This window comes from Pseudomonas sp. P20, from assembly GCF_016463925.1.
In the GTDB taxonomy this organism is placed as follows: Bacteria; Pseudomonadota; Gammaproteobacteria; order Pseudomonadales; family Pseudomonadaceae; genus Pseudomonas; species Pseudomonas aeruginosa.
On sequence record NZ_JAEMVM010000022.1, the window covers coordinates 181,340 to 201,119 of the forward strand.

Annotated in this window: 16 protein-coding genes; 8 read left to right on the top strand and 8 right to left on the bottom strand. The window is 68.6% G+C overall.

Features of this window, described 5'->3' with window-relative positions; translation table 11 throughout:
• The first annotated feature begins 19 nt into the window (after nt 1-19).
• The 5 genes from JHD77_RS23810 to pqsL all read left to right on the top strand — a co-directional run bounded on the left by JHD77_RS23810 (nt 20) and on the right by pqsL (nt 6,626).
• A complete protein-coding gene (locus tag JHD77_RS23810) occupies nt 20-1,339 on the top strand; it encodes an NAD(P)/FAD-dependent oxidoreductase (RefSeq protein WP_003454371.1) in 1,320 nt (439 codons plus the stop codon).
• A 135-nt stretch (nt 1,340-1,474) separates the two neighbouring features.
• Entirely contained in the window at nt 1,475-2,803 is a 1,329-nt protein-coding gene (locus JHD77_RS23815; protein ID WP_003101374.1) for an MFS transporter, read from the top strand.
• A 64-nt stretch (nt 2,804-2,867) separates the two neighbouring features.
• Nucleotides 2,868-3,779, top strand: coding sequence for a dihydrodipicolinate synthase family protein (locus tag JHD77_RS23820; RefSeq protein ID WP_023132415.1), 912 nt, complete (start codon nt 2,868-2,870; stop codon nt 3,777-3,779).
• Complete coding sequence (locus tag JHD77_RS23825; RefSeq protein ID WP_031756508.1) at nt 3,772-5,262, top strand: aldehyde dehydrogenase; 1,491 nt, start codon at nt 3,772-3,774, stop codon at nt 5,260-5,262. The genes JHD77_RS23820 and JHD77_RS23825 overlap by 8 nt, the downstream gene beginning before the upstream one ends.
• A 167-nt stretch (nt 5,263-5,429) precedes the next feature.
• Nucleotides 5,430-6,626 (top strand): FAD-dependent monooxygenase PqsL, encoded by a 1,197-nt coding sequence (gene pqsL, locus JHD77_RS23830; protein ID WP_003101379.1) that lies wholly within the window; start codon nt 5,430-5,432, stop codon nt 6,624-6,626.
• A gap of 40 nt (nt 6,627-6,666) precedes the next feature.
• Here pqsL and JHD77_RS23835 read toward each other — a convergent pair whose 3' ends face one another.
• From JHD77_RS23835 to bfiS, 7 genes are all read right to left on the bottom strand, one after another.
• Nucleotides 6,667-7,671 carry an isopenicillin N synthase family dioxygenase gene (locus JHD77_RS23835; RefSeq protein ID WP_003101381.1) on the bottom strand — a complete coding sequence of 335 codons (1,005 nt, stop codon included), beginning with the start codon at nt 7,669-7,671 and terminating at the stop codon, nt 6,667-6,669.
• A gap of 8 nt (nt 7,672-7,679) precedes the next feature.
• The gene (locus tag JHD77_RS23840) at nt 7,680-8,423 is read right to left on the bottom strand and encodes an amino acid ABC transporter ATP-binding protein (protein ID WP_003101384.1); all 744 of its coding nucleotides are present in this window, start codon (nt 8,421-8,423) and stop codon (nt 7,680-7,682) included.
• Nucleotides 8,420-9,124, bottom strand: a complete 705-nt coding sequence (locus tag JHD77_RS23845; protein WP_003101386.1) for an amino acid ABC transporter permease — start codon at nt 9,122-9,124, stop codon at nt 8,420-8,422. The genes JHD77_RS23840 and JHD77_RS23845 overlap by 4 nt, the downstream gene beginning before the upstream one ends.
• Nucleotides 9,121-9,819, bottom strand: a complete 699-nt coding sequence (locus JHD77_RS23850) for an amino acid ABC transporter permease (RefSeq protein ID WP_003101388.1) — start codon at nt 9,817-9,819, stop codon at nt 9,121-9,123. Before JHD77_RS23850 ends, JHD77_RS23845 begins: the two co-directional genes overlap by 4 nt.
• Before the next feature lie 84 nt (nt 9,820-9,903).
• Complete coding sequence (locus tag JHD77_RS23855) at nt 9,904-10,734, bottom strand: ABC transporter substrate-binding protein (RefSeq protein WP_003118170.1); 831 nt, start codon at nt 10,732-10,734, stop codon at nt 9,904-9,906.
• A 155-nt stretch (nt 10,735-10,889) separates the two neighbouring features.
• Nucleotides 10,890-11,534, bottom strand: a complete 645-nt coding sequence (bfiR, locus tag JHD77_RS23860; RefSeq protein WP_003101391.1) for a two-component system response regulator BfiR — start codon at nt 11,532-11,534, stop codon at nt 10,890-10,892.
• Between the two features lie 2 nt (nt 11,535-11,536).
• A complete protein-coding gene (bfiS, locus tag JHD77_RS23865; protein ID WP_003123960.1) occupies nt 11,537-13,813 on the bottom strand; it encodes a two-component system sensor histidine kinase BfiS in 2,277 nt (758 codons plus the stop codon).
• A gap of 245 nt (nt 13,814-14,058) precedes the next feature.
• Between bfiS and JHD77_RS23870 the strand changes: the two genes are divergently transcribed.
• From JHD77_RS23870 to JHD77_RS23880, 3 genes are all read left to right on the top strand, one after another.
• The gene (locus JHD77_RS23870; protein ID WP_003093598.1) at nt 14,059-15,681 is read left to right on the top strand and encodes an acyl-CoA synthetase; all 1,623 of its coding nucleotides are present in this window, start codon (nt 14,059-14,061) and stop codon (nt 15,679-15,681) included.
• Nucleotides 15,682-15,798: 117 nt separating this feature from the next.
• Nucleotides 15,799-17,580 (top strand): acyl-CoA dehydrogenase C-terminal domain-containing protein, encoded by a 1,782-nt coding sequence (locus JHD77_RS23875; protein ID WP_003159276.1) that lies wholly within the window; start codon nt 15,799-15,801, stop codon nt 17,578-17,580.
• A gap of 197 nt (nt 17,581-17,777) precedes the next feature.
• Nucleotides 17,778-18,644, top strand: a complete 867-nt coding sequence (locus tag JHD77_RS23880; RefSeq protein WP_003093600.1) for an MBL fold metallo-hydrolase — start codon at nt 17,778-17,780, stop codon at nt 18,642-18,644.
• Nucleotides 18,645-18,683: 39 nt separating this feature from the next.
• Here JHD77_RS23880 and JHD77_RS23885 read toward each other — a convergent pair whose 3' ends face one another.
• Nucleotides 18,684-19,724: a D-alanine--D-alanine ligase gene (locus tag JHD77_RS23885; protein WP_003118978.1), complete on the bottom strand. Its 1,041-nt coding sequence runs from the start codon at nt 19,722-19,724 to the stop codon at nt 18,684-18,686.
• Nucleotides 19,725-19,780: the final 56 nt, after the last annotated feature.

The window sequence follows — 19,780 nt, forward strand, 5'->3', positions numbered from 1 at the left end:
CAAGAGTCAGGTCCCTGCGATGACGAAAGTAACCCACCTTCCGGCCGACGACCGTTCCTGCGGCTGGTATCACCTCAGCCCGCCGCGGCGGCCGAAGCCGGCCCACTACGGCAGGAGCGCCGCCCGTTGGGTGGTGGTCGGCGCCGGCTTCACCGGCCTCGCCGCCGCGCGCCAGCTGGCGCTGCATTTTCCCGACGAGGAGATCGTCCTGGTCGAGGCCCAGGAAGTCGGCTTCGGTACCGCCGGGCGCAACGCCGGCTTCGCCATCGACCTGCCCCACGACATCGGCGCCGACGACTACATCGGCGACATAGCGACCGCCCGGATCGGCCTGAAGCTCAATCTCGCCGGCCAGTCGCTGCTCCGCGAACAGGTGCAGCGCCATGCCATCGACTGCCAGATGAAGGCCTGCGGCAAGTACCAGGCGGCCGTCGAGGCGCGCGGCGTGGCTGTGCTCGACGCCTACCGGCGCGGCCTCGATCGGCTCGGCCAGGCCTACGAGGTGATCGAGGCGGACGACCTCCCGGGACACATCGGCACCGCTTTCTATCGCAAGGCCCTGTTCACCCCCGGTACCCTGCTGGTGCAGCCCTCGGCCCTGGTCAAGGGCCTGGCCGACAGCCTGCCGGGCAACGTCAGCCTCTACGAACACACACCGATCACCGCCGTGGAATATGGCGACAGGACCCTGCTGAGCCATCCCCACGGCAGCATCCTGGCCGACCGCCTGGTCCTCGCCAACAACGCCTTCGGCATGAGCTTCGGCTTCCTCCAGGGGCGGATGCTGCCGATCTTCACCTACGCCAGCCTGACCCGGCCGCTCGATGCCGAGGAGCAGGCCCGCCTCGGCGGGTGCCCCTACTGGGGCCTGATCCCGGCCGACCCTTACGGCACCACGGTGAGGCGTACCCCGGACAACCGCCTGCTGATCCGCAACAGCTTCAGCTTCAACCCTGACGGACGCAGCGCCGGGAAGTACCTTGAGCGCTTCGCCGTACGCCATCGCGCCTCGTTCCGCCAGCGCTTCCCGATGCTCCCGGAAGTCGGCTTCGACTACACCTGGGGCGGCTCGCTGGCGCTGTCGAGGAACCACATGGGGCACTTCGGCGAGCTGGCGCCCAACGTCTATGGCGCCCTGTGCTGCAACGGCCTGGGGGTAACCCGCGGGACCGTCACCGGGAAGCTGCTGGCCGACTGGCTGGCGGGCGAACGCAACGAGCTGATCGACTTCCTGCTGCGCGCGCCCGGTCCCAGCGGCAATCCACCCGAACCACTCCTTTCCCTTGGCGTGAACCTCAACCTGAGGTGGGGGCAGTATCGAGCAGGTAGAGAAAGCTAGGCATCCCTAGGAACGCGCCCGCGGGCGCCGACTTCGATTCAGACGGCCATTGAAGACCGGAGCTGGAGAGCGTTCCAGCCTCGCGGATTCGCTCGGCCCGAATTCACCGGCAGCGGTTAGAACCAGGAGACAATAATGACAAATCCTACGACCTCGATCGAAGACGTACCCCTCAACGCCTTCCACCGGCTGTTGACCCTGCGCTCCGGCGGCGGCTCCTTCGTCGACGGCTACGTGCTGAGCATCATCGGCGTGGCGATGCTGCAGATGACCGCGGCATTGCAACTGAGCAGTTTCTGGCAGGGCATGATCGCCGCCTCGGCGCTGGTCGGCATCTTCTTCGGCGGTTTCCTCGGCGGCTGGCTGACCGACCGCCTGGGCCGCCGCAGGCTGTTCTTCGTCGGCCCCAGCCTGTTCGTCCTCGCTTCCCTGGCGCAGTACGGGGTCGACTCGGCGGCGGCGCTGTTCGTCCTGCGCTTCCTGATCGGCGTGGCGGTGGGCATCGAGTACCCGGTCGCCACCGCCTTGCTGGTGGAGTTCCTGCCGAAGAAGTATCGCGGACCGCGCCTGGCCACCCTGACCATCCTCTGGTTCGCCGGCGCCGCCTTCGCCTACCTGGTCGGCGACCTGATCCTGCGCAGCGGCGGCGAGGACGCCTGGCGCCTGGTACTGGCCAGCACCGCGGCGATCGGTGCCGTGCTGTTCCTGCTACGCATCGGCACCCCCGAGTCGCCGCGCTGGCTGCTGAGCAAGGGCCGCGACGCGGACGCAGAGCGGGTCATCCGCCAGGTCTACGGAGAAGCCTTCTCGCTGGAGAACCTGCCCGAACAGGCGCTGGAACGGAAGGTCACCATCTGGCACCTGCTCTACGCCGGCTACGGCAAGCGCATGCTCTTCGTCACCCTGTTCTGGACCTGCTCGGTGATCCCCGTGTTCGCCGTCTACGCCTTCGCGCCCAAGGTGCTGCTGGCGCTGAACCTGAAGGGCGACTGGGCCTCCTACGGTTCGGTGGCGATCACCCTGCTGTTCGTCATCGGCTGCATCATCGCCACCCGCCTGATCAACCGCATCGGCCGGCGCTGCATGCTGCTGCACAGCTTCCTCTGGTCCGGCCTGGCGCTGCTCGGGCTGGGCGTCTTCCACGCCGGCTCGGAGGCGACCATCCTCGGCCTGTTCGGTGCCTACGCGCTGTTCATCGGCGGCGCCCAGGTGCTGCAACTGGTCTACCCGAACGAACTGTTCCCCACCGAGATCCGCGCCTTCGCGGTCGGCGTCGGCACCTCGTTATCGCGCGTCGGCGCCGCGGTGGGCACCTACCTGGTGCCGCTTTCCCTGGAAACCCTGGGTACCGCCCAGACCATGTACGCCGCCGCGCTGGTGACCCTGCTCGGGCTGCTCGTGACCTGGGCCCTGGCGCCGGAAACCCGTTCGCTGAACCTGCAGCAGGCGGCTTCGCTCACCTGAACCACCCGCCGCGGCAGCGTCCGCCGGGTGCGCCGCGGCCCAGCATCCCACAGGAGGAAACCCCGTGAAATTCGAAGGTATCTATACCCCCGCCATCACCCCGCTGAGCGCCGACGGCAGCATCGACACCCAAGCCTTCGCCGAGGTCCTGGAGTTTCTCGTCGAGTCGAAGGTGCACGGCATCGTGATCGGCGGCTCCACCGGCGAGTACTACGCGCACACCGCCGAGGAACGCCTGGCCCTCGCCGCCCACGCCAGCGAAGTCATCGCCGGGCGCCTGCCGCTGGTGGTGGGAACCGGCGCGATCCGCACCGAGGACTCGCTGGCCTACGCCGAAGCCGCCCGCGCCATCGGCGCCGACGCCATCCTGGTCGGCTCGCCGCCCTACGCGCTGCCGACCTCGCGGGAGATCGCCGAGCACGTGCTGGCGGTGGATCGCGCCGCCGGCCTGCCGATCATGCTCTACAACTATCCGGCGCGGATGGGCGTGGAGATGGACGAGGCGTTCTTCGCCGCCGTCGCCGGCTGCCGCAACATCGTCGCGATCAAGGAAAGCTCCGGCTCCACCGCGCAATTGCACCGCCTGGCCTGCCGCCACCCGCGGATCACCTTGTCCTGCGGCTGGGACGACCAGGCCCTGGAGTTCTTCGCCTGGGGCGCGCGCAGTTGGGTCTGCGCCGGCTCCAACTTCATCCCTGGCGAACACCTCGCCCTGTACCAGGCCTGCGTGGTCGAGAACGACTTCGCCAAGGGCCGGCGCATCATGGCGGCGATGATGCCGCTGATGGACTTTCTCGAAAGCGGTCACTTCGTCCAGTCGATCAAGCACGGCTGCGAACTGGCCGGCCTGCGCGCCGGCGGCGTACGTGCGCCGCTGAAGGCGCTGGACGAGGCCGGCAAGGCGGCACTGGCGGAGATCGTCGCCAGGCTCAAGGGCGAGGTCGCGCGGATCGTCGAGGGTGGCCGCCATGACTGAGCTGCTGAGCCGGGAGGAATACGCGGCCATCGCCGCGACGCTGGACCTTCCCCAGCGCGCCTTCATCGACGGAGGGTTCCGCGATGCCTGCGGCGGCCGCACCTTCGCCTCGACCAACCCGGCCACCGGCGAGCTGCTGGCGCAGGTCGCCGCCTGCGACGCGGAGGACGTCGGGCACGCCGTGGCCAGCGCGCGGCGGGCGTTCGAGGACGGCCGCTGGCGCTCGCGCACGCCCGCCGAGCGCAAGGCGGCGCTGCTGCGCCTGGCCGAGCTGCTGGAAGAGCACCTGCTGGAACTGGCGGTGATGGAGAGCCTCGACAGCGGCAAGCCGATCCGCGAATGCCAGCACACCGACCTGCCGGAAACCATCAATACCCTGCGCTGGCATGCCGAACTGATCGACAAGATCTACGACAGCACCGCCCCGGTCGGTTCAGCGGCGCTGGCCATGGTGGTGCGCGAGCCGATCGGCGTGGTCGGCCTGGTGCTGCCGTGGAACTTCCCGCTGCTGATGCTCGCCTGGAAGATCGGCCCGGCGCTGGCGGCAGGCTGCTCCGTAGTGGTCAAGCCGGCCCCCGAGACCAGCCTGACCGCCCTGCGCGTCGCCGAACTGGCCAGCCAGGCGGGGATCCCCGCCGGGGTGTTCAACGTGGTCCCCGGCGGCGGCCGCGAGGCCGGCGAACCGCTGGGCCGCCCCCCGGACGTGGCGATGGTCAGCTTCACCGGCTCCACCGCGACCGGCCGCCTGTTCCTCAAGTACGCCGCCGAGTCCAACCTCAAGCGGGTGGTACTGGAGTGCGGCGGCAAGAACCCGGCGGTGGTGATGAACGATGTCGAGGACCTCGACCTGGTGGCGCAACACGTGGTCAACGGCGCGTTCTGGAACATGGGCGAGAACTGCTCGGCGTCCTCGCGGCTGATCGTCCACGCCGAGGTCCGCGAGGCGCTGCTCGAACGCATCGGCGCGCAGCTCCGCGAGTGGCGCATGGGCGACCCGCTGGATCCGCGTAATCGCCTCGGCGCGCTGGTCAGCCCGGCGCACTTCGAGAAGGTCCGCGCGTACCTCGACCAGGCCAGGACGGAGCGGTTGGCGGTGCGCTTCGGCGGCGCCACCGAGGCTGGCATCTTCGTCGAGCCGACCGTGGTCGATGGCGTCTCGCCGCACAGCCGGCTGTTCCGCGAGGAAATCTTCGGCCCGCTGCTCTCGGTCACCTCTTTCGACGACATCGACGAAGCCATCGCCCTGGCCAACGACACCGTCTACGGCCTCGCCGCCTCGGCCTACACCGGCAGCCTGCGCCACGCACTGCGCCTGTCGCGGGAGATCCGCGCGGGGATCGTCACCGTCAACTGCTTCGGCGAGGGCGACGCCTCGACGCCCTTCGGCGGCTACAAGGAGTCAGGCTTCGGCGGTCGCGACAAGTCGGTCTGGGCACACGACCAGTACACAGAGTTGAAGACCATCTGGATCGACGCTTCCTGAAGCTGTCCGGCCCGCAAGGGCCGGCACTCCCGCCTGGCGGCGAGACCGGACAACCGGGCCGGACAGGCGACCAAGTGCAGACAACACCCATTCTGCATAACGTTCCGTCGCTATGCTGCTGCCTCCACCCTTCCCTTTTCCGCCAGGAACGACACGGAGACTCATCCATGACGGACAACCATATCGATGTACTGATCAACGGCTGCGGCATCGGCGGGGCGATGCTCGCCTACCTGCTCGGCCGCCAGGGCCACCGCGTGGTGGTAGTGGAGCAGGCACGGCGCGAACGCGCGATCAACGGCGCCGACCTGCTCAAGCCGGCCGGCATCCGGGTGGTCGAGGCGGCCGGGTTGTTGGCCGAGGTGACCCGTCGCGGTGGGCGGGTCCGCCATGAGCTGGAGGTCTATCACGACGGCGAGCTGCTTCGCTATTTCAACTATTCCAGCGTCGACGCGCGCGGCTATTTCATCCTCATGCCCTGCGAGTCGCTGCGCCGCCTGGTACTGGAAAAGATCGACGGCGAAGCGACCGTCGAGATGCTGTTCGAGACCCGCATCGAAGCGGTGCAGCGCGACGAGCGCCACGCGATCGACCAGGTGCGCCTGAACGACGGCCGCGTGCTGCGTCCGCGGGTGGTGGTGGGAGCCGACGGTATCGCCTCCTACGTGCGCCGCCGGCTGCTCGATATCGATGTGGAACGCCGCCCCTACCCGTCGCCGATGCTGGTCGGCACCTTCGCCCTGGCGCCCTGCGTGGCCGAGCGCAACCGCCTGTACGTGGACTCGCAGGGCGGGCTGGCCTACTTCTATCCGATCGGTTTCGACCGCGCGCGACTGGTGGTGAGCTTCCCCAGGGAAGAGGCGCGCGAGCTGATGGCCGACACCCGCGGCGAGTCGCTGCGCCGACGCTTGCAACGCTTCGTCGGCGACGAGAGCGCCGAGGCGATCGCCGCCGTCACCGGCACTTCGCGCTTCAAGGGCATCCCCATCGGCTACCTGAACCTGGACCGCTACTGGGCGGACAACGTGGCGATGCTCGGCGACGCCATCCACAACGTGCATCCGATCACCGGCCAAGGCATGAACCTGGCCATCGAGGACGCCAGCGCCCTGGCCGACGCCCTCGACCTGGCCTTGCGCGACGCCTGCGCGCTGGAGGATGCCCTGGCCGGCTACCAGGCCGAGCGCTTCCCGGTGAACCAGGCGATCGTCTCCTATGGCCATGCGCTGGCCACCAGCCTGGAGGATCGCCAGCGCTTCGCCGGGGTCTTCGACACCGCCCTGCAGGGCAGCAGCCGTACGCCGGAAGCCCTGGGCGGCGAGCGCTCCTACCAGCCGGTGCGGTCGCCGGCGCCGCTCGGCTGAACCCGCCAGCGCGGCCGGAGCGTAGCGTCCGGCCGCGCGCCTAGAGCAGGTCGCGGCGCAACTGCGGGAATACCTTGGCCACCTTGTTCAGCAGGTAGTCGCCGTACTCGCCGTGGAAAGCGTGGACGTTGGCCTGGTCCCAGCGACGGGCGCTGTCATCCTGTTCCGGCACCTCGGGCAGCCCTTCGATGGGCTGCACGCGGGCATGGAAGTTCGGATCGAAGAACAGCGGGAACGACAGGCGGTCGCGCCCCGAAGTGTTGCGTGCCACCCGGTGCGGCGTGCTGCGGTAGAGGCCGCCGGTCATGCGTTCGAGCATGTCTCCGAGGTTGCAGACGAACGAGCCCGGTATCGGCGGAGCCTCCAGCCAACCCTGTGGGGTGCGCACCTGCAGGCCGCCGATGGCGTCCTGGTGGAGCAGCGTGAGCAGGCCGTAGTCGGTGTGTTCGCCGACGCCCCACTGCACGTCGAGGCCCTCCGGCACTGGCTGGCTCGGGTAATTGAACAGGCGGAAGAGGATCAGCGGATCGCCGGTATAGCGCGCGGCGAAGTAGTCGGCTTCCAGTCCCAGACCGAGGGCGATGCCCTCCATCAGCCGGTGGCCGACGCGGGTGGTTGCGTCCAGGTACTCCAGCAGCGTCTCGCGCAGGCCGGGCACCTCGGGGAACAGGTTGGCGCCATGCAGCGGCGTCCCGGCGCGCACTTCGGGATGCTCAGCGTCCAGTTCGCTGCCCAGGTACAAGCCTTCCTTCCAGTCCGGGCGGTTGGAGGTCAGTTCGCCGCCAAGAGGGAAATAGCCGCGCCAGGCGCGCCCGCCAAGCTCCATGCGCCAGCGCAGCTTGCTCGTCTCGTCGAGGGCGAAGAACTGCCGCGCCAGGCGCTCCAGGCGCTCGACCAGTTGCGCCTCGACGCCGTGCCCGACCACGTAGAAGAAGCCCTGCTCGCGGCAGGCGCGGTCGATTCGCACGGCGACCGACCGTCGCGCCGCCGGGTCGCTGCCGGCAAGGGCGGCGATATCGATGATCGGCAGACTCGGAGTGCTCATGGCGTTCCTCACAGGGGTTGGGCGAAGGGGGTGCGGATGTCGGCGAGGAACTTCCGCGCACGCGGGTGCTGCGGGCGGTTGAAGAAATCGTCGGGGCTGGCGCGCTCCAGCACCCGGCCGGCGTCCATGAACAGCACGCGGTCGGCGACGTCGTGGGCGAAGCCCATCTCATGCGTTACCACCACCATGGTCATGCCGTCGCGGGCCAGGTCGCGCATCACCAGCAGCACCTCGCCGACCATCTCCGGGTCGAGGGCGCTGGTCGGTTCGTCGAACAGCATCAGCGGCGGCTCCATCGCCAGCGCGCGGGCGATCGCCACGCGCTGCTGCTGGCCGCCGGAAAGCCGCGCGGGGAACGCCGCCGCTTTGTCCGCCAGGCCGACCCGCTCCAGCAGCGCCATGGCCTGGCTGCGCGCCTCCGCGGGTTTCAGGCCGCGCAAACGGAGCGGCGCCAGGGTGCAGTTGTCCAGCACGTTCAGGTGCGGGAACAGATTGAACTGCTGGAACACGAAGCCGATGTGCGAGCGGAAGCGATTGAGGTCCAGGCCGGGAGCGTGGATGTCCTGGCCATCGATCAGGATGCGCCCGCCCTGGATCGGTTCCAGGCGGTTCAGGGTACGGATCAGGGTGGATTTTCCGGAGCCCGAGGGTCCGCAGACCACCACCACCTCACCGCGGCCGACCTGTTCGTCGACATCCGCCAGGGCGTGGTAGGCGCCGTACCATTTGTTGACCTTTTCCAGCCGGATCATCGGGCCTCCTTGGGATTGCCACGCTGCGCCTGGCGGCGTTCGAGCCAGAAGGCGAAACGCGACAGTCCGAAGCACAGGATGAAATAGGTGAGGCCGAGGATCAGGTAGACCTGGGTCGGCAGGGTGAACACCTGGGTATTGATCTGCGAGGCGATGAAGCTGACTTCGGCCAGGCCGATGATGTAGCCCAGGGAGGTCTCCTTGATCGTCGAGACGAATTGGTTGACCAACGACGGCAGCATGTTGCGCAGCGCCTGCGGGAGGATCACCAGGCGCATGCTCGCCAGGTAGCCCAGGCCGAGCGAACGCGCCGCCTCGAACTGGCCACGGTCGAGGCCCTGGATGCCGGCGCGGACGATCTCGGCCAGGTACACCGCGTCGAACAGCACAAGCGCCAGCAGCATGGTGGTGAACTGGTCGGTGCGCTGGCCGGTGAGGGTCGGCAGGAAGAAATAGGCCCAGAAGATCACCATCAGCAACGGCACCCCGCGCACCACGAAGACCAGCGCGGTGATCGGCCAGCGCAGCCAGCGCCAGGGGCTGACCCGCGCCAGGCCGAGCAGGATGCCCAGTGGCAGCGCCAGCAGCAGCGCCAGCGAGGCCAGGACCAGGGTCAGGGCCAGCCCGCCCAACGGCCCGTTGGGGTACTGGCCGACGAGGAAGTACAGCCAGTAGCTATCGATCAGTTCCAGGGTGGTCATCGCCGTTCGACTCCCGGATAGCGCTGCTGGTACCAGGCGGCGGCGCCGGTGATCAGCAGCGATACGCTGAGATAGGCCGCGGTGGCGAAGGCAAAGGACTCGAAGCTGCGGAAGGTCGAACTCTCCACCTGGCCGGCCTGGTACATCAGCTCGGCGACGCCGATCACCGTGGCGATGCTGGTGTTCTTCCACAGGTTGAGGGTTTGCGAGATAAGCGGCGGTACGGTGATCCGCAAGGCCTGCGGGAGGATCACCAGTCGCATGCTCGCCAGGTAGCCGAAGCCCAGCGCGCGGGCGGCCTCCAGTTGCACCGTGGGCACCGCGCGGATGCCGCTGCGCATGTCCTCGCTCATGAACGCGGCGGTGTACAGGGTCAGCGCGACGATAGCGCTGGCGGCCTCGATGTTGCCGGCGTAGAGCCAGGCCTTGAGGTCCTCGGGTAGCCATTCCGGCGCGGCGAAGTACCAGAACAGCATGTGCGCCAGCAGCGGTACGTTGCGGATGCTCTCGACATAGGCGAAACCGAGCCATTGCAGGGCGCGGAACGGCGCCAGGCGCAGCAGCGCCACCAGCATCGCCAGCGGCACGGCGAAGACCAGGGTGACGGCGGCCAGCTTCAGCGACAGCAGCAGGCCGGCGACCAGCATCTCATGGTACTGGCCGCGCAGCAGCAGGGAGAAATCGAACTCGAACATGGGAAAGGCGCACGCTGTCCGCGAGGACTCACAGGGGACGGGCGGCGACGCGCATGGTCGCCGTCACGCAGAGACGTCAGGCGCTCACTCGGGGATCCGGTCGGAATCGATCTTGAAGTGGCGCTCGCTGAGGTTGGACTTGGTGCCCGGCCCGTACCACTTGAGGTACAGCTGCTCCGCCGCGCCGCTGCGCTCCAGGCCGGCGAGGGTCGAGTCGACCAGTTGCTTGAGTTGCGGATTGCCCTTGCGGAAGGCGATGGCCAGGGCCTCGGTACTCAGGTTCTCCGGCAGGATGGCGTAGCCGCCGGCCGCCGCGCCGAGCTTGCCGAAATCGTTGACCAGTGCCGACTCGTCGTCGACGAAGGCCTGACCCTTGCCCTGCTGCAACGCCAGCAGCGCCTGCTGGCTGGTCTCGAAGGTGACCACCTGGGCGTTGGGCAACGCCTTGCGGATGTTCGGCTCCTGGGTGCCGCCCTTGACCGTCAGCACCTTCTTGCCGTCGAGGTCATGCAGCGAGGCGAAGCCGGCGTTCTTCTTCACCAGGGCCTTCTGCCCGGTGACGATGATCGAATAGGAGAAATCCACCAGCGCCTCGCGCTCCTTGTTGTGGGTCAGCGAGGCGGCGAGCAGGTCCACGTGGCCCTGCTGCAACTCCGGGATACGCGCCGCCACGGAAATCTGCTTGAACACCGGCTTGACCCCGATGGCCTTGGCGATCTCGGTACCAAGATCGACCTCGTAGCCGATGATCTGACGGGTCTTCGGGTCGATGAAGCTGTTCGGCTCGTCGGTGCCAAGGGTGCCGATGACGATCTCGCCCTTTTTGCGGATGTCGGCCAGGTCGTCGGCATGGGCAGCGCTGCCGATCAGGGTGAACACAGCCGCCACGGCTGCGCCAAGCAGGCGAATCTTCATGATGGGTATCTCGCGGAGGAATGGGGTTCGACGTCGGGCGCCGGGTGGGCCGCAGTCTATTAATAACCAAACATCCGGTGAAATATGGTTTTCATATAACCATATGAGATATCAAACTATGCCACTTCCCGCCCTGCGCCAGGGCCCGCGCGCGCTCAGGTGCCCTCGCGCAAGCGCAGCGGGTCCACCAGCCCGGCGGCGATGGCCATGCCCACCAGCTCCGGCAGGGTCTGGGCCTGCATGCGCTTCATCACCCGCGCGCGGTAGAGGTCGACGGTCTTCACGCTGACTTCCAGTTGCTCGGCCACCTCGCGGCTGGTATAGCCGCGCACCAGCGGCAAGAGCACGTCGCGCTCGCGCGGGGTGAGGCTGTCCAGGCGTTCGCGCAACCCGGCGTCGAGATCGCGGTGCCGGCGCCGACGGGCGTGGCGATCGAGGGCCTGCTGCACGCTGTCGAGCAGCAATTGTTCGTTGTAGGGTTTCTCGATGAAATCCACCGCACCGGCCTTGAAGGCGCGCACCACGATGGGCACGTCGGCATGGCCGCTGACGAAGATCACCGGCAGGTCGATGCCGCGCGCCAGCAGTTCGTCCTGCACGTTCAGCCCGCCCATGCCGGGCATCCGCACGTCGAGCAGGACGCAGGCATGGCGGCCGCCCTCGCAGGCATCGAGGAAGTCCCGACCCTGGGTGAAGGGCCGTGCCTTGAGGCCGACCGATTCCAGCAGCCAGACCGTCGATTCGAGCATGCCCTGGTCGTCGTCGACCACGTAGACCAGCGCTTCGTCAGGCATAGCCATCGTTACCCTCCCGTGGCGCCGGCGGCGAGCGGCAGCCGGCAGTTCATGAGCAACCCGCCATCCGCCGGCAGCTCGGCTTCGAGGGTGCCGCCGAAGCCCTCGACGATGCTGCGGCTCATCGACAGGCCCAGGCCCAGCCCTTCCGGCTTGCTGGTGTGGAACGGCGTGAAAATGTGTTCCAGCTGATCCGCCGGCACTCCCGGTCCCTGGTCGCGAACCCACAGGCAGAGCAGCCCGCCGGGCTCGACGCGGCTACCGATGACGACCCGCGACGGCGAGCCGGGATGCGCCTCGCGGTTGGCTTCGATGGCGTTGCGCAGCAGATTGAGGAACACCTGTTCGAGCAGCACGCGGTCGGCATACAGCGGCGGCGGATTGTCGGTCATCGCCTCTTCCACCGCCACTTGCCAGTGCCCGGCTTCCCACGCGCAGAGGCCGATGGCCTCGCGTGCCACCTGGTTGAGGTCGAGCGCCTGCAGGCGCCGCTGGCCCTTGCGCAGGAAGGCGCGCAGGCGCTTGATCACCTCCGCCGCGTGGCCGGCGTGCTCGCCGATCCGCGCCAGCCCCTCGGCCACCCGCCCGGCGGCCTCGGGCTGGCTGCCGAGGACGGCCAGGTAACGCTGGCTGGCGCTGGCGTAGTTCATCACCGCCGCCAGCGGCTGGTTGATCTCGTGGGCGATGCCCGAGGCCAGTTCGCCGAGAGTGACCAGCCGCGCAGTGTGCGCCAGTTCGTCCTGGTGACGGCGCTGCTGGGCCTCGCGCAGTTCGCGTTCGGTCATGTCGCGGGCCACCAGCGAGTAATAGCGCTCCTCGCCGCGGCCGCGATGGGCCAGCAACACCAGCGAGACTGGCAGCGACGGACGTCCGTCCTGCGGTTGCAGGCGCCCCTCGCGGCTCCAAACGCCGCCATCGCGCGCCTGTCGCCAACCCTCTTCGGCCAGCCGCGCCGGAGTGTCGCCGGCCAGCAGGCGTTCCAGCGCCGGCGCCTCCTGCCCGTCGGCGATGCCGAGGGCGGCACGTGCCGAAGGATTGAGGTAGGTGACGCGGCCGCCATGCTCGACGAACAGCACCAGGTCGGTGTTCGCCTCGACCACTTCGGCCAGGCGCCGGCGGTTCTCCTCCGCCTCGACCCGCCGGGTGACATCGCGGGACACGCTGACCACCTCCACCACCGCCCCGGTGTAGGTCTCGCGGATCGCCCGGCTGGCGGTCTCGAACCAGCGGTAGCGGCCGTCGCGGTGGCGGATACGGTAGGTGATGGTCAGGTAGCCGTCCTGCTCCAGCGCTTCGCGCGCGCGCAGCGCCACCTGGCCGCGGTCCTGGGGGTGGAACAACGCCTGCGCCGGACGCCCGCGCAGTTCCTCCGGCCAGTAGCCGAGCAGGGTCCAGGAAGCCGGCGAGGCGTCGAGGAAAATGCCGTCGAGGGTATGCCGGGAAATCAGGTCGGTGGTGTTCTCGGTGATCAGCCGGTACAGCCGGCTGGCCCGCGCCGCCTCGCGCTCGCCGCGCAGGCTGGCGGTGGCGTCGCGGCAGCGCGCCAGCACCCGGGCCTCGGCGCTGTCGGGAATGAACTGCCAGAGCAGGATGCGTCCGTCGCACTCCGCCTCCACCTCGCCGAGGGCCCGCGCCTGCCCCAGGCTGGCGCGCACCAGTTGCCCATGGTTGGCCGGGAGGTAAGCGCGCCAGGCCTCGCGCGGCCGCTCGCCAAGCAAGGCAAGGAAGGCCTGGTTGAATTCCACCGCCTGCGCCTCGCCGTCGAGCAGCAGCGCCGGCTGCGGGTCGGCCGCGAGGAACGGCGCAGCGCGGGTGACGCCACGGGCGGCGGCGAGCAACGGTGCGAGGAGCAGGCCGAGCCAGTCCAGCGCAGCGCTCTGCGGCGTATCGCTGGCCACCAGCAGCAGGCCTTCGTCGCCGGCCTGCAGGTCGAGGGCGAAGGCCATGCCATGCTCCACGCCGGCACGCCGCAAGCGCGCGCCGAGCCAGGAGGCGGAACGCCGCAATTCGTCCAGAGCCAGCCGGCCGTCGCGCACCAGCCGCTCGCGCAACGCCAGGTCGCTGGCCCGGTTCGGCTCGCCGGCGCCCGGCGGCAGCGCCGGCGACGGCGGCACCGGGGTATAGGTCTGCGCCTGCGGCTGCCAGGCCAGGTACCAGGCCTGGCGCGTGCCCGGATGTTCGAGCAGCAAACGGCGCAGCGCACCGACCCGCTCGACCAGCGGCGCGCCCTCGCGCAGCAGGCGCAGGAGGCTGTTGAGTGCAGGCGAAGCGGGAAGCGGACTCATGGGCGGAAGATGATCCTGGGAACTTATATGGTATTTATACTATAAGCTTATGGTTTAACTTCCATATATTTTTCATCGTTGCTATAAATCGCCCCAACCCAAGGAGCGCTTCGCCTGGTCCTTGGAAGCTGTTCACGATCTGCCGAGCCAGAGAAACCAGCCGTTTTCGACGCAGTCTCTCCGCGCGCGGCAGATCGTGACCCTTACCCAGAACAGAGCTAACAATCAGCCACGGGGTACTCTTCATGTCGATCTTCGAACAGGGTCTCGCGCCCGCCGCCGTCAACCACATCGCCCTGACGCCGCTGAGCTTCATCGAGCGCACCGCCAGCGTCTATCCGCACTACCCCGCGGTGATCCACGGCAACATCCGCCGCGACTGGGCGCAGACCTACCAACGCTGCCGACGCCTGGCCTCGGCCCTGGCCGGGCGCGGCATCGGCCAGGGCGACACGGTGGCGGTGATGCTGCCGAACATCCCCGAGATGCTCGAGGCGCACTATGGCGTGCCGATGATCGGCGCGGTGCTGAACACCCTCAACGTACGCCTCGACGCCGAAGCCATCGCCTTCATGCTGCAACACGGCGAAGCCAAGGTGCTGATCACCGACTACGAATTCCACGAGGTGATCCATGCCGCCATCGGTATGCTCGACCACCCGCCGCTGGTGGTCGACGTCAACGACCCCGAGTATGGCGAAGGCCGCCCGGTTGGCGAACTGGACTACGAGGCGCTGCTCGCCGAGGGCGACCCGCAGTTCGCCTGGGAATGGCCCCGGGACGAGTGGCAGGCGATCTCGCTGAACTACACCTCGGGCACCACCGGCAACCCCAAGGGCGTGGTCTACCATCACCGCGGCGCCTACCTGAACGCGCTGGGCAACCAGATGACCTGGTCCATGGGCCAGCACCCGGTGTACCTCTGGACCCTGCCGATGTTCCACTGCAACGGCTGGTGCTATCCGTGGACGGTGACCGCGCTGGCCGGCGTCCACGTCTGCCTGCGGCGGGTCGATCCGCAAAAGGTCCTCACCCTGATCCGCGAGCACCAGGTCAGCCACCTGTGCGGCGCGCCCATCGTGCTCAACGCCCTGATCAACATGCCCGACTCGGCCAAGGCCGCCATCGACCACCCGGTGCATGCCATGGTCGCCGGCGCCGCGCCACCGGCCAAGGTGATCGGCGCGGTGGAAGAGATGGGCATCCGCGTCACCCATGTCTACGGCCTCACCGAGGTCTACGGCCCGGTCACGGTCTGCGCCTGGCACGGCGAGTGGGACGACCTGCCGCTGGAGCGACGCGCCGCGATCAAGTCGCGCCAGGGCGTGCGCTACCCGACCCTCGAAGGGGTGATGGTGGCCGACCCGAAGACCCTCGAGCCGGTGCCGCGCGACGGCCAGTCCATCGGCGAGATATTCATGCGCGGCAATACCGTGATGAAGGGCTACCTGAAGAATCCCAGCGCCACCGAGGAAGCCTTCGCCGGCGGCTGGTTCCATACCGGCGACCTGGCGGTCTGCCATCCGGACGGCTACATCGAGATCCGCGACCGGCTCAAGGACATCATCATCTCCGGCGGCGAAAACATCTCCACCATCGAACTGGAGGGCGTGCTCTACCGCCACCCGGCGGTGCTGGAGGCGGCGGTGGTGGCGCGGCCCGACGAAAAGTGGGGGGAAACGCCCTGTGCGTTCATTACCCTGAAGAGCGATCATCAGGGGCTCGCCGAGAGCGAGATCGTCGCGTTCTGTCGCGAACACCTGGCCGCGTTCAAGATTCCGCGTACCGTGGTGTTCTCGGAACTGCCGAAGACCTCCACCGGCAAGATCCAGAAATACGTGCTGCGCGAGTGGGCCGCCGCCCTCTGAGCGCCGCCAGCCGAATTGCCCGTGCAGCGGCCGTGCCACGGCGGCCGTAGGCAGGATGCGCACGGGCAACCCTGTACCTGCGGCCGTCCCGCCGGCCGTTCACCGACGAGGTGTGCAATGCCTGAATACAACGCCCCGCTGCGCGACATGCGCTTCCTGCTCAACGACGTGTTCGACGCCCCCGCCCTGTGGCAGCGCCTGCCGCGACTGGCCGAGCGGATCGACGCCGACACCGCCGACGCCATCCTCGAGGAAGCGGCCAAGGTCACCGGCGGCCTGCTCGCGCCGCTCAACCGCAGTGGCGACGAAGAAGGCGCGCAGTGGCAGGACGGCGCCGTGCGCACCCCGGCCGGCTTCCGCGAGGCCTACGCGACCTACGCCGAGGGCGGTTGGGTCGGCCTCACCGGCAATCCGGCCCATGGCGGCATGGGCATGCCGAAGATGCTGGCAGTGCAGTTCGAGGAGATGATGTACGCGGCCAACGCCAGCTTCAGCCTCTACTCGACCCTTTCCGCCGGCGCCTGCCTGGCCCTCGATGCACACGGCAGCGAGGAGCTGAAGAACAGGTACCTGCCGAACATGTACGCCGGCACCTGGGCCGGCTCCATGTGCCTGACCGAACCGCACGCCGGCACCGACCTGGGCATCATCCGCACCAAGGCCGAGCCGCAGGCCGACGGTTCATACAGGATCAGCGGGACGAAGATCTTCATCACCGGCGGCGAGCAGGACCTCACCGAGAACATCATCCACCTGGTGCTGGCCAAGCTGCCCGACGCGCCGGCCGGTTCGCGCGGCATCTCGCTGTTCCTGGTGCCGAAGTTCCTGGTCGGCGACGACGGCGCGCTCGGCGCACGCAACGCGGTGCACTGCGGCTCCATCGAGCACAAGATGGGGATCAAGGCCTCGGCCACCTGCGTGATGAACTTCGACGGCGCCAGCGGCTGGCTGGTCGGCGAAGTCAACAAGGGCCTGGCGGCGATGTTCACCATGATGAACTACGAGCGCCTGTCCATCGGCATCCAGGGCATCGGCTGCGCCGAGATGTCCTACCAGAGCGCCGTCGCCTACGCCCGCGAGCGCCTGCAAAGCCGCGCGCCGACCGGCCCGGTGGCCAGGGACAAGGCCGCCGACCCGATCATCGTGCACCCCGACGTGCGCCGCATGCTGCTCACCATGAAGGCGCTGACCGAGGGCGGCCGCGCCTTTTCCACCTATGTCGGGCAGCAGCTCGACCTGGCCAAGTACGCCGAGGACCAGGAAGAACGCAGCCAGGCCGAAGCCCTGGTGGCCCTGTTGACCCCGGTGGCCAAGGCCTTCTTCACCGATACCGGCCTGGAGAGCTGCGTGCTCGGCCAGCAGGTGTTCGGCGGCCACGGCTACATCCGCGAATGGGGCCAGGAGCAACTGGTGCGCGACGTACGCATCGCGCAGATCTACGAAGGCACCAACGGCATCCAGGCGCTCGACCTGATGGGCCGCAAGGTGGTCGCCAACGGCGGGCTGTTCCTCTCCATCTTCAGCCGCGAGGTGCGAGCCTTCGCCGCCGGCGCCAACGCCGAACTGGCGGAGTTCGTCACCCCGCTGCTGACCGCCCTGGACCTGCTGGACAACCTCACCCAGGGCATCGTCGCCCGCGCCGGCAACGACCCGCGCGAGATCGGCGCAGCCTCGGTGGAATACCTGCATCTGTTCGGCTATACCGCCTACGCCTACCTCTGGGCGCGCATGGCCGCCGCCGCGCTGCGCCAGCGCGAGGTCGACCCGGCGTTCCACGACGGCAAGCTGGCCACCGCGCGCTTCTACTTCGCCCGCATCCTGCCCCGCGTGCACTCCCTCGCCGCCGCCGTCGAAGCCGGCAGCGAAAGCCTGTACGGCCTGGAGGCGGAACAGTTCTGAAGCTTCCGTCGCGCGGCCCGTGGGCCGCGTGTTTTTTCCGGGACAGCATGCAACGCGCTGTCCGCCGACAGCCCGCGATAACGGCGGATAACCGCGAAGCGGTTATTCGCCCTACGACGCCCGGGAAGCCGGCCAGGCATTCTTGAAAAACGACGCAACCGCCGGTTATTCGCTAGACCAGGAACAAGGACATATCCATGCGAACCCTCACCACCCTCCTCGGCAACAGCCAGAAACTCGACGGCGGCGCCATGTTCGGCAATGCCCCGCGCGCGCTCTGGTCACGCTGGATGCAGCCCGATGCGGAGAACCGCATCGACCTCGGCTGCCGTGCCCTGCTGGTGCGCGACGGCGAGCGCAACGTACTGGTGGAGACCGGCATCGGCGCGTTCTTCCCGCCCGCCCTGCGCCAGCGCTACGGCGTCCAGGAAGAGCGCCACGTACTGCTCGACAGCCTCGCCGCGGTCGGCCTGGACGACGCCGACATCGACGTGGTGCTGCTCACCCACCTGCACTTCGACCACGCCGGCGGCCTGCTCGCCGCCTGGGAAGAAGGCCAGCCGGCGCGCCTGCTGTTCCCCAACGCGCATTTCGTCAGCGGCCGCCGCCACTGGCAGCGCGCGCGCCAGCCGCACCCGCGCGACCGAGCCTCGTTCGTGCCGGAACTGCTCGACCTGCTGCAGGCCAGCGGACGCCTGGAGCTGCTCGACGACGGCGAGCGCTCGGCGCATCTGGGCGAGGGCTGGCGTTTCCATTTCAGCGAAGGCCATACCCCGGGCCAGATGCTCCCGGAGATCGCCATGCCCGACGGCCCGGTGGTATTCAGCGGCGACCTGATCCCCGGCGCACCCTGGGTACACCTACCGCTGACCATGGGCTACGACCGCTTCCCGGAAGGCCTGATCGAGGAAAAGGAACGCCTGCTGGACAGCCTCATCGCCCGCAACGGCCGACTGGTCTTCACCCATGATCCGTGCGTCGCCATGGGCCGGGTGCGACGCGACGAACAGGAGCGCTACAGCCTCTACGACACCCTCGAGCGGGTCGAGAACCTCGAGGCCTGAGCGAAAGGCGCGGCCCGCCCCGGCGGCGGGCCGCGGGAATCAGGAACGCGCCTTGCGCGCGCCCTTGCAGCGCTCGATGCCGAGCCGGCAGATCCGCTCGCAGAGTTCGGCGAAACCGATCCCGGCCGCCGCCGCGGCCTGCGGCAGCAGGCTGGTGGCAGTCATGCCCGGCAGGGTATTGACCTCCAGGCACCAGAGCCGGCCCTGTTCGTCGAGGCGGAAGTCGGTGCGGCTGTAGCCGCTCAGCTTCAGCGCCCGGTGTACCTTCAGCGCCAGACGCTGGGCCTCGGCGGCGATCGCCGGCGGCAGGTCGGCGGGAAACACCTCGCGCACCGCGCCGGCCTGGTACTTGTGCTCGTAGTCGAAGACCTCCTGGCCGCCGAGGAGAATCTCGCCCACCGGCAGCGCCTGGTCGTCGAGCACCCCGACGGTGACCTCGCGGCCGGCGACGAAGCGCTCCAGCATCACCTCGTCGCCATAGCGCCCGGCCAGCTCGATGGCCGGCTGCAATTCGGCCTGGGAATGCACGATGGACAGCCCCACGGTGGAGCCCTGGCTGTTCGGCTTGACCACCAGGGGGAAGCCCAGTTGCTCGCGCACCGCCTCTTCCGAGGCCGGCGCCATCAGCCAACTGGCGGTCTCCACCCCGGCGGCGAGGAACAGGCGCTTGGCCACGTCCTTGTCCATCGCCATGGCGCTGGCCAGGTGGCCGCTGCCGGTATAGGCGAAACCACCGGCATCCAGCAGCGCCTGCAGGGTGCCGTCCTCGCCGGTGCCGCCGTGCAGGGCGAGGAAGAACACGTCGACCCCAGCCAGTTCGCCGGCGCTCAGCAGGCTCTGCTTGCCGCTGCGGATGATCGCCAGCGAGTCGGAGTCCGGCGGGACCTCCTTGACCTTGCTCGCCAGCAGGTGGCGCTCTTCCTCCGCGCCGAGCAGGCCGCTGGCGGTATCCACCGCCAGCACCTGGTGGCCGGCGCTGCGCAACGCCTGGATCACCTGCGCGCCGCTGGCGATGGAGACGTCCCGTTCCTCACTGCTGCCGCCGAAGAGAACGGCGACCTTCAACTTGTCCTGTCCCATGTTCCACCTGTCGTTCCAGTGCTGGAGGCAGAAAAGCACAACACAGGGGTAACTGA

What these genes read in the sequence shown, in the direction of transcription:
- bfiS (WP_003123960.1), bottom strand. Translation starts at nt 13,813, where the DNA reads ATGAGTCCGCTTCCCGCTTCGCCTGCACTCAACAGCCTCCTGCGCCTG.
- JHD77_RS23885 (WP_003118978.1), bottom strand. Translation starts at nt 19,724, where the DNA reads ATGGGACAGGACAAGTTGAAGGTCGCCGTTCTCTTCGGCGGCAGCAGT.
- JHD77_RS23870 (WP_003093598.1), top strand. Translation starts at nt 14,059, where the DNA reads ATGTCGATCTTCGAACAGGGTCTCGCGCCCGCCGCCGTCAACCACATC.
- pqsL (WP_003101379.1), top strand. Translation starts at nt 5,430, where the DNA reads ATGACGGACAACCATATCGATGTACTGATCAACGGCTGCGGCATCGGC.
- JHD77_RS23835 (WP_003101381.1), bottom strand. Translation starts at nt 7,671, where the DNA reads ATGAGCACTCCGAGTCTGCCGATCATCGATATCGCCGCCCTTGCCGGC.
- JHD77_RS23855 (WP_003118170.1), bottom strand. Translation starts at nt 10,734, where the DNA reads ATGAAGATTCGCCTGCTTGGCGCAGCCGTGGCGGCTGTGTTCACCCTG.
- JHD77_RS23825 (WP_031756508.1), top strand. Translation starts at nt 3,772, where the DNA reads ATGACTGAGCTGCTGAGCCGGGAGGAATACGCGGCCATCGCCGCGACG.
- JHD77_RS23840 (WP_003101384.1), bottom strand. Translation starts at nt 8,423, where the DNA reads ATGATCCGGCTGGAAAAGGTCAACAAATGGTACGGCGCCTACCACGCC.
- JHD77_RS23875 (WP_003159276.1), top strand. Translation starts at nt 15,799, where the DNA reads ATGCCTGAATACAACGCCCCGCTGCGCGACATGCGCTTCCTGCTCAAC.
- JHD77_RS23815 (WP_003101374.1), top strand. Translation starts at nt 1,475, where the DNA reads ATGACAAATCCTACGACCTCGATCGAAGACGTACCCCTCAACGCCTTC.
- JHD77_RS23810 (WP_003454371.1), top strand. Translation starts at nt 20, where the DNA reads ATGACGAAAGTAACCCACCTTCCGGCCGACGACCGTTCCTGCGGCTGG.
- bfiR (WP_003101391.1), bottom strand. Translation starts at nt 11,534, where the DNA reads ATGGCTATGCCTGACGAAGCGCTGGTCTACGTGGTCGACGACGACCAG.
- JHD77_RS23850 (WP_003101388.1), bottom strand. Translation starts at nt 9,819, where the DNA reads ATGTTCGAGTTCGATTTCTCCCTGCTGCTGCGCGGCCAGTACCATGAG.
- JHD77_RS23880 (WP_003093600.1), top strand. Translation starts at nt 17,778, where the DNA reads ATGCGAACCCTCACCACCCTCCTCGGCAACAGCCAGAAACTCGACGGC.
- JHD77_RS23845 (WP_003101386.1), bottom strand. Translation starts at nt 9,124, where the DNA reads ATGACCACCCTGGAACTGATCGATAGCTACTGGCTGTACTTCCTCGTC.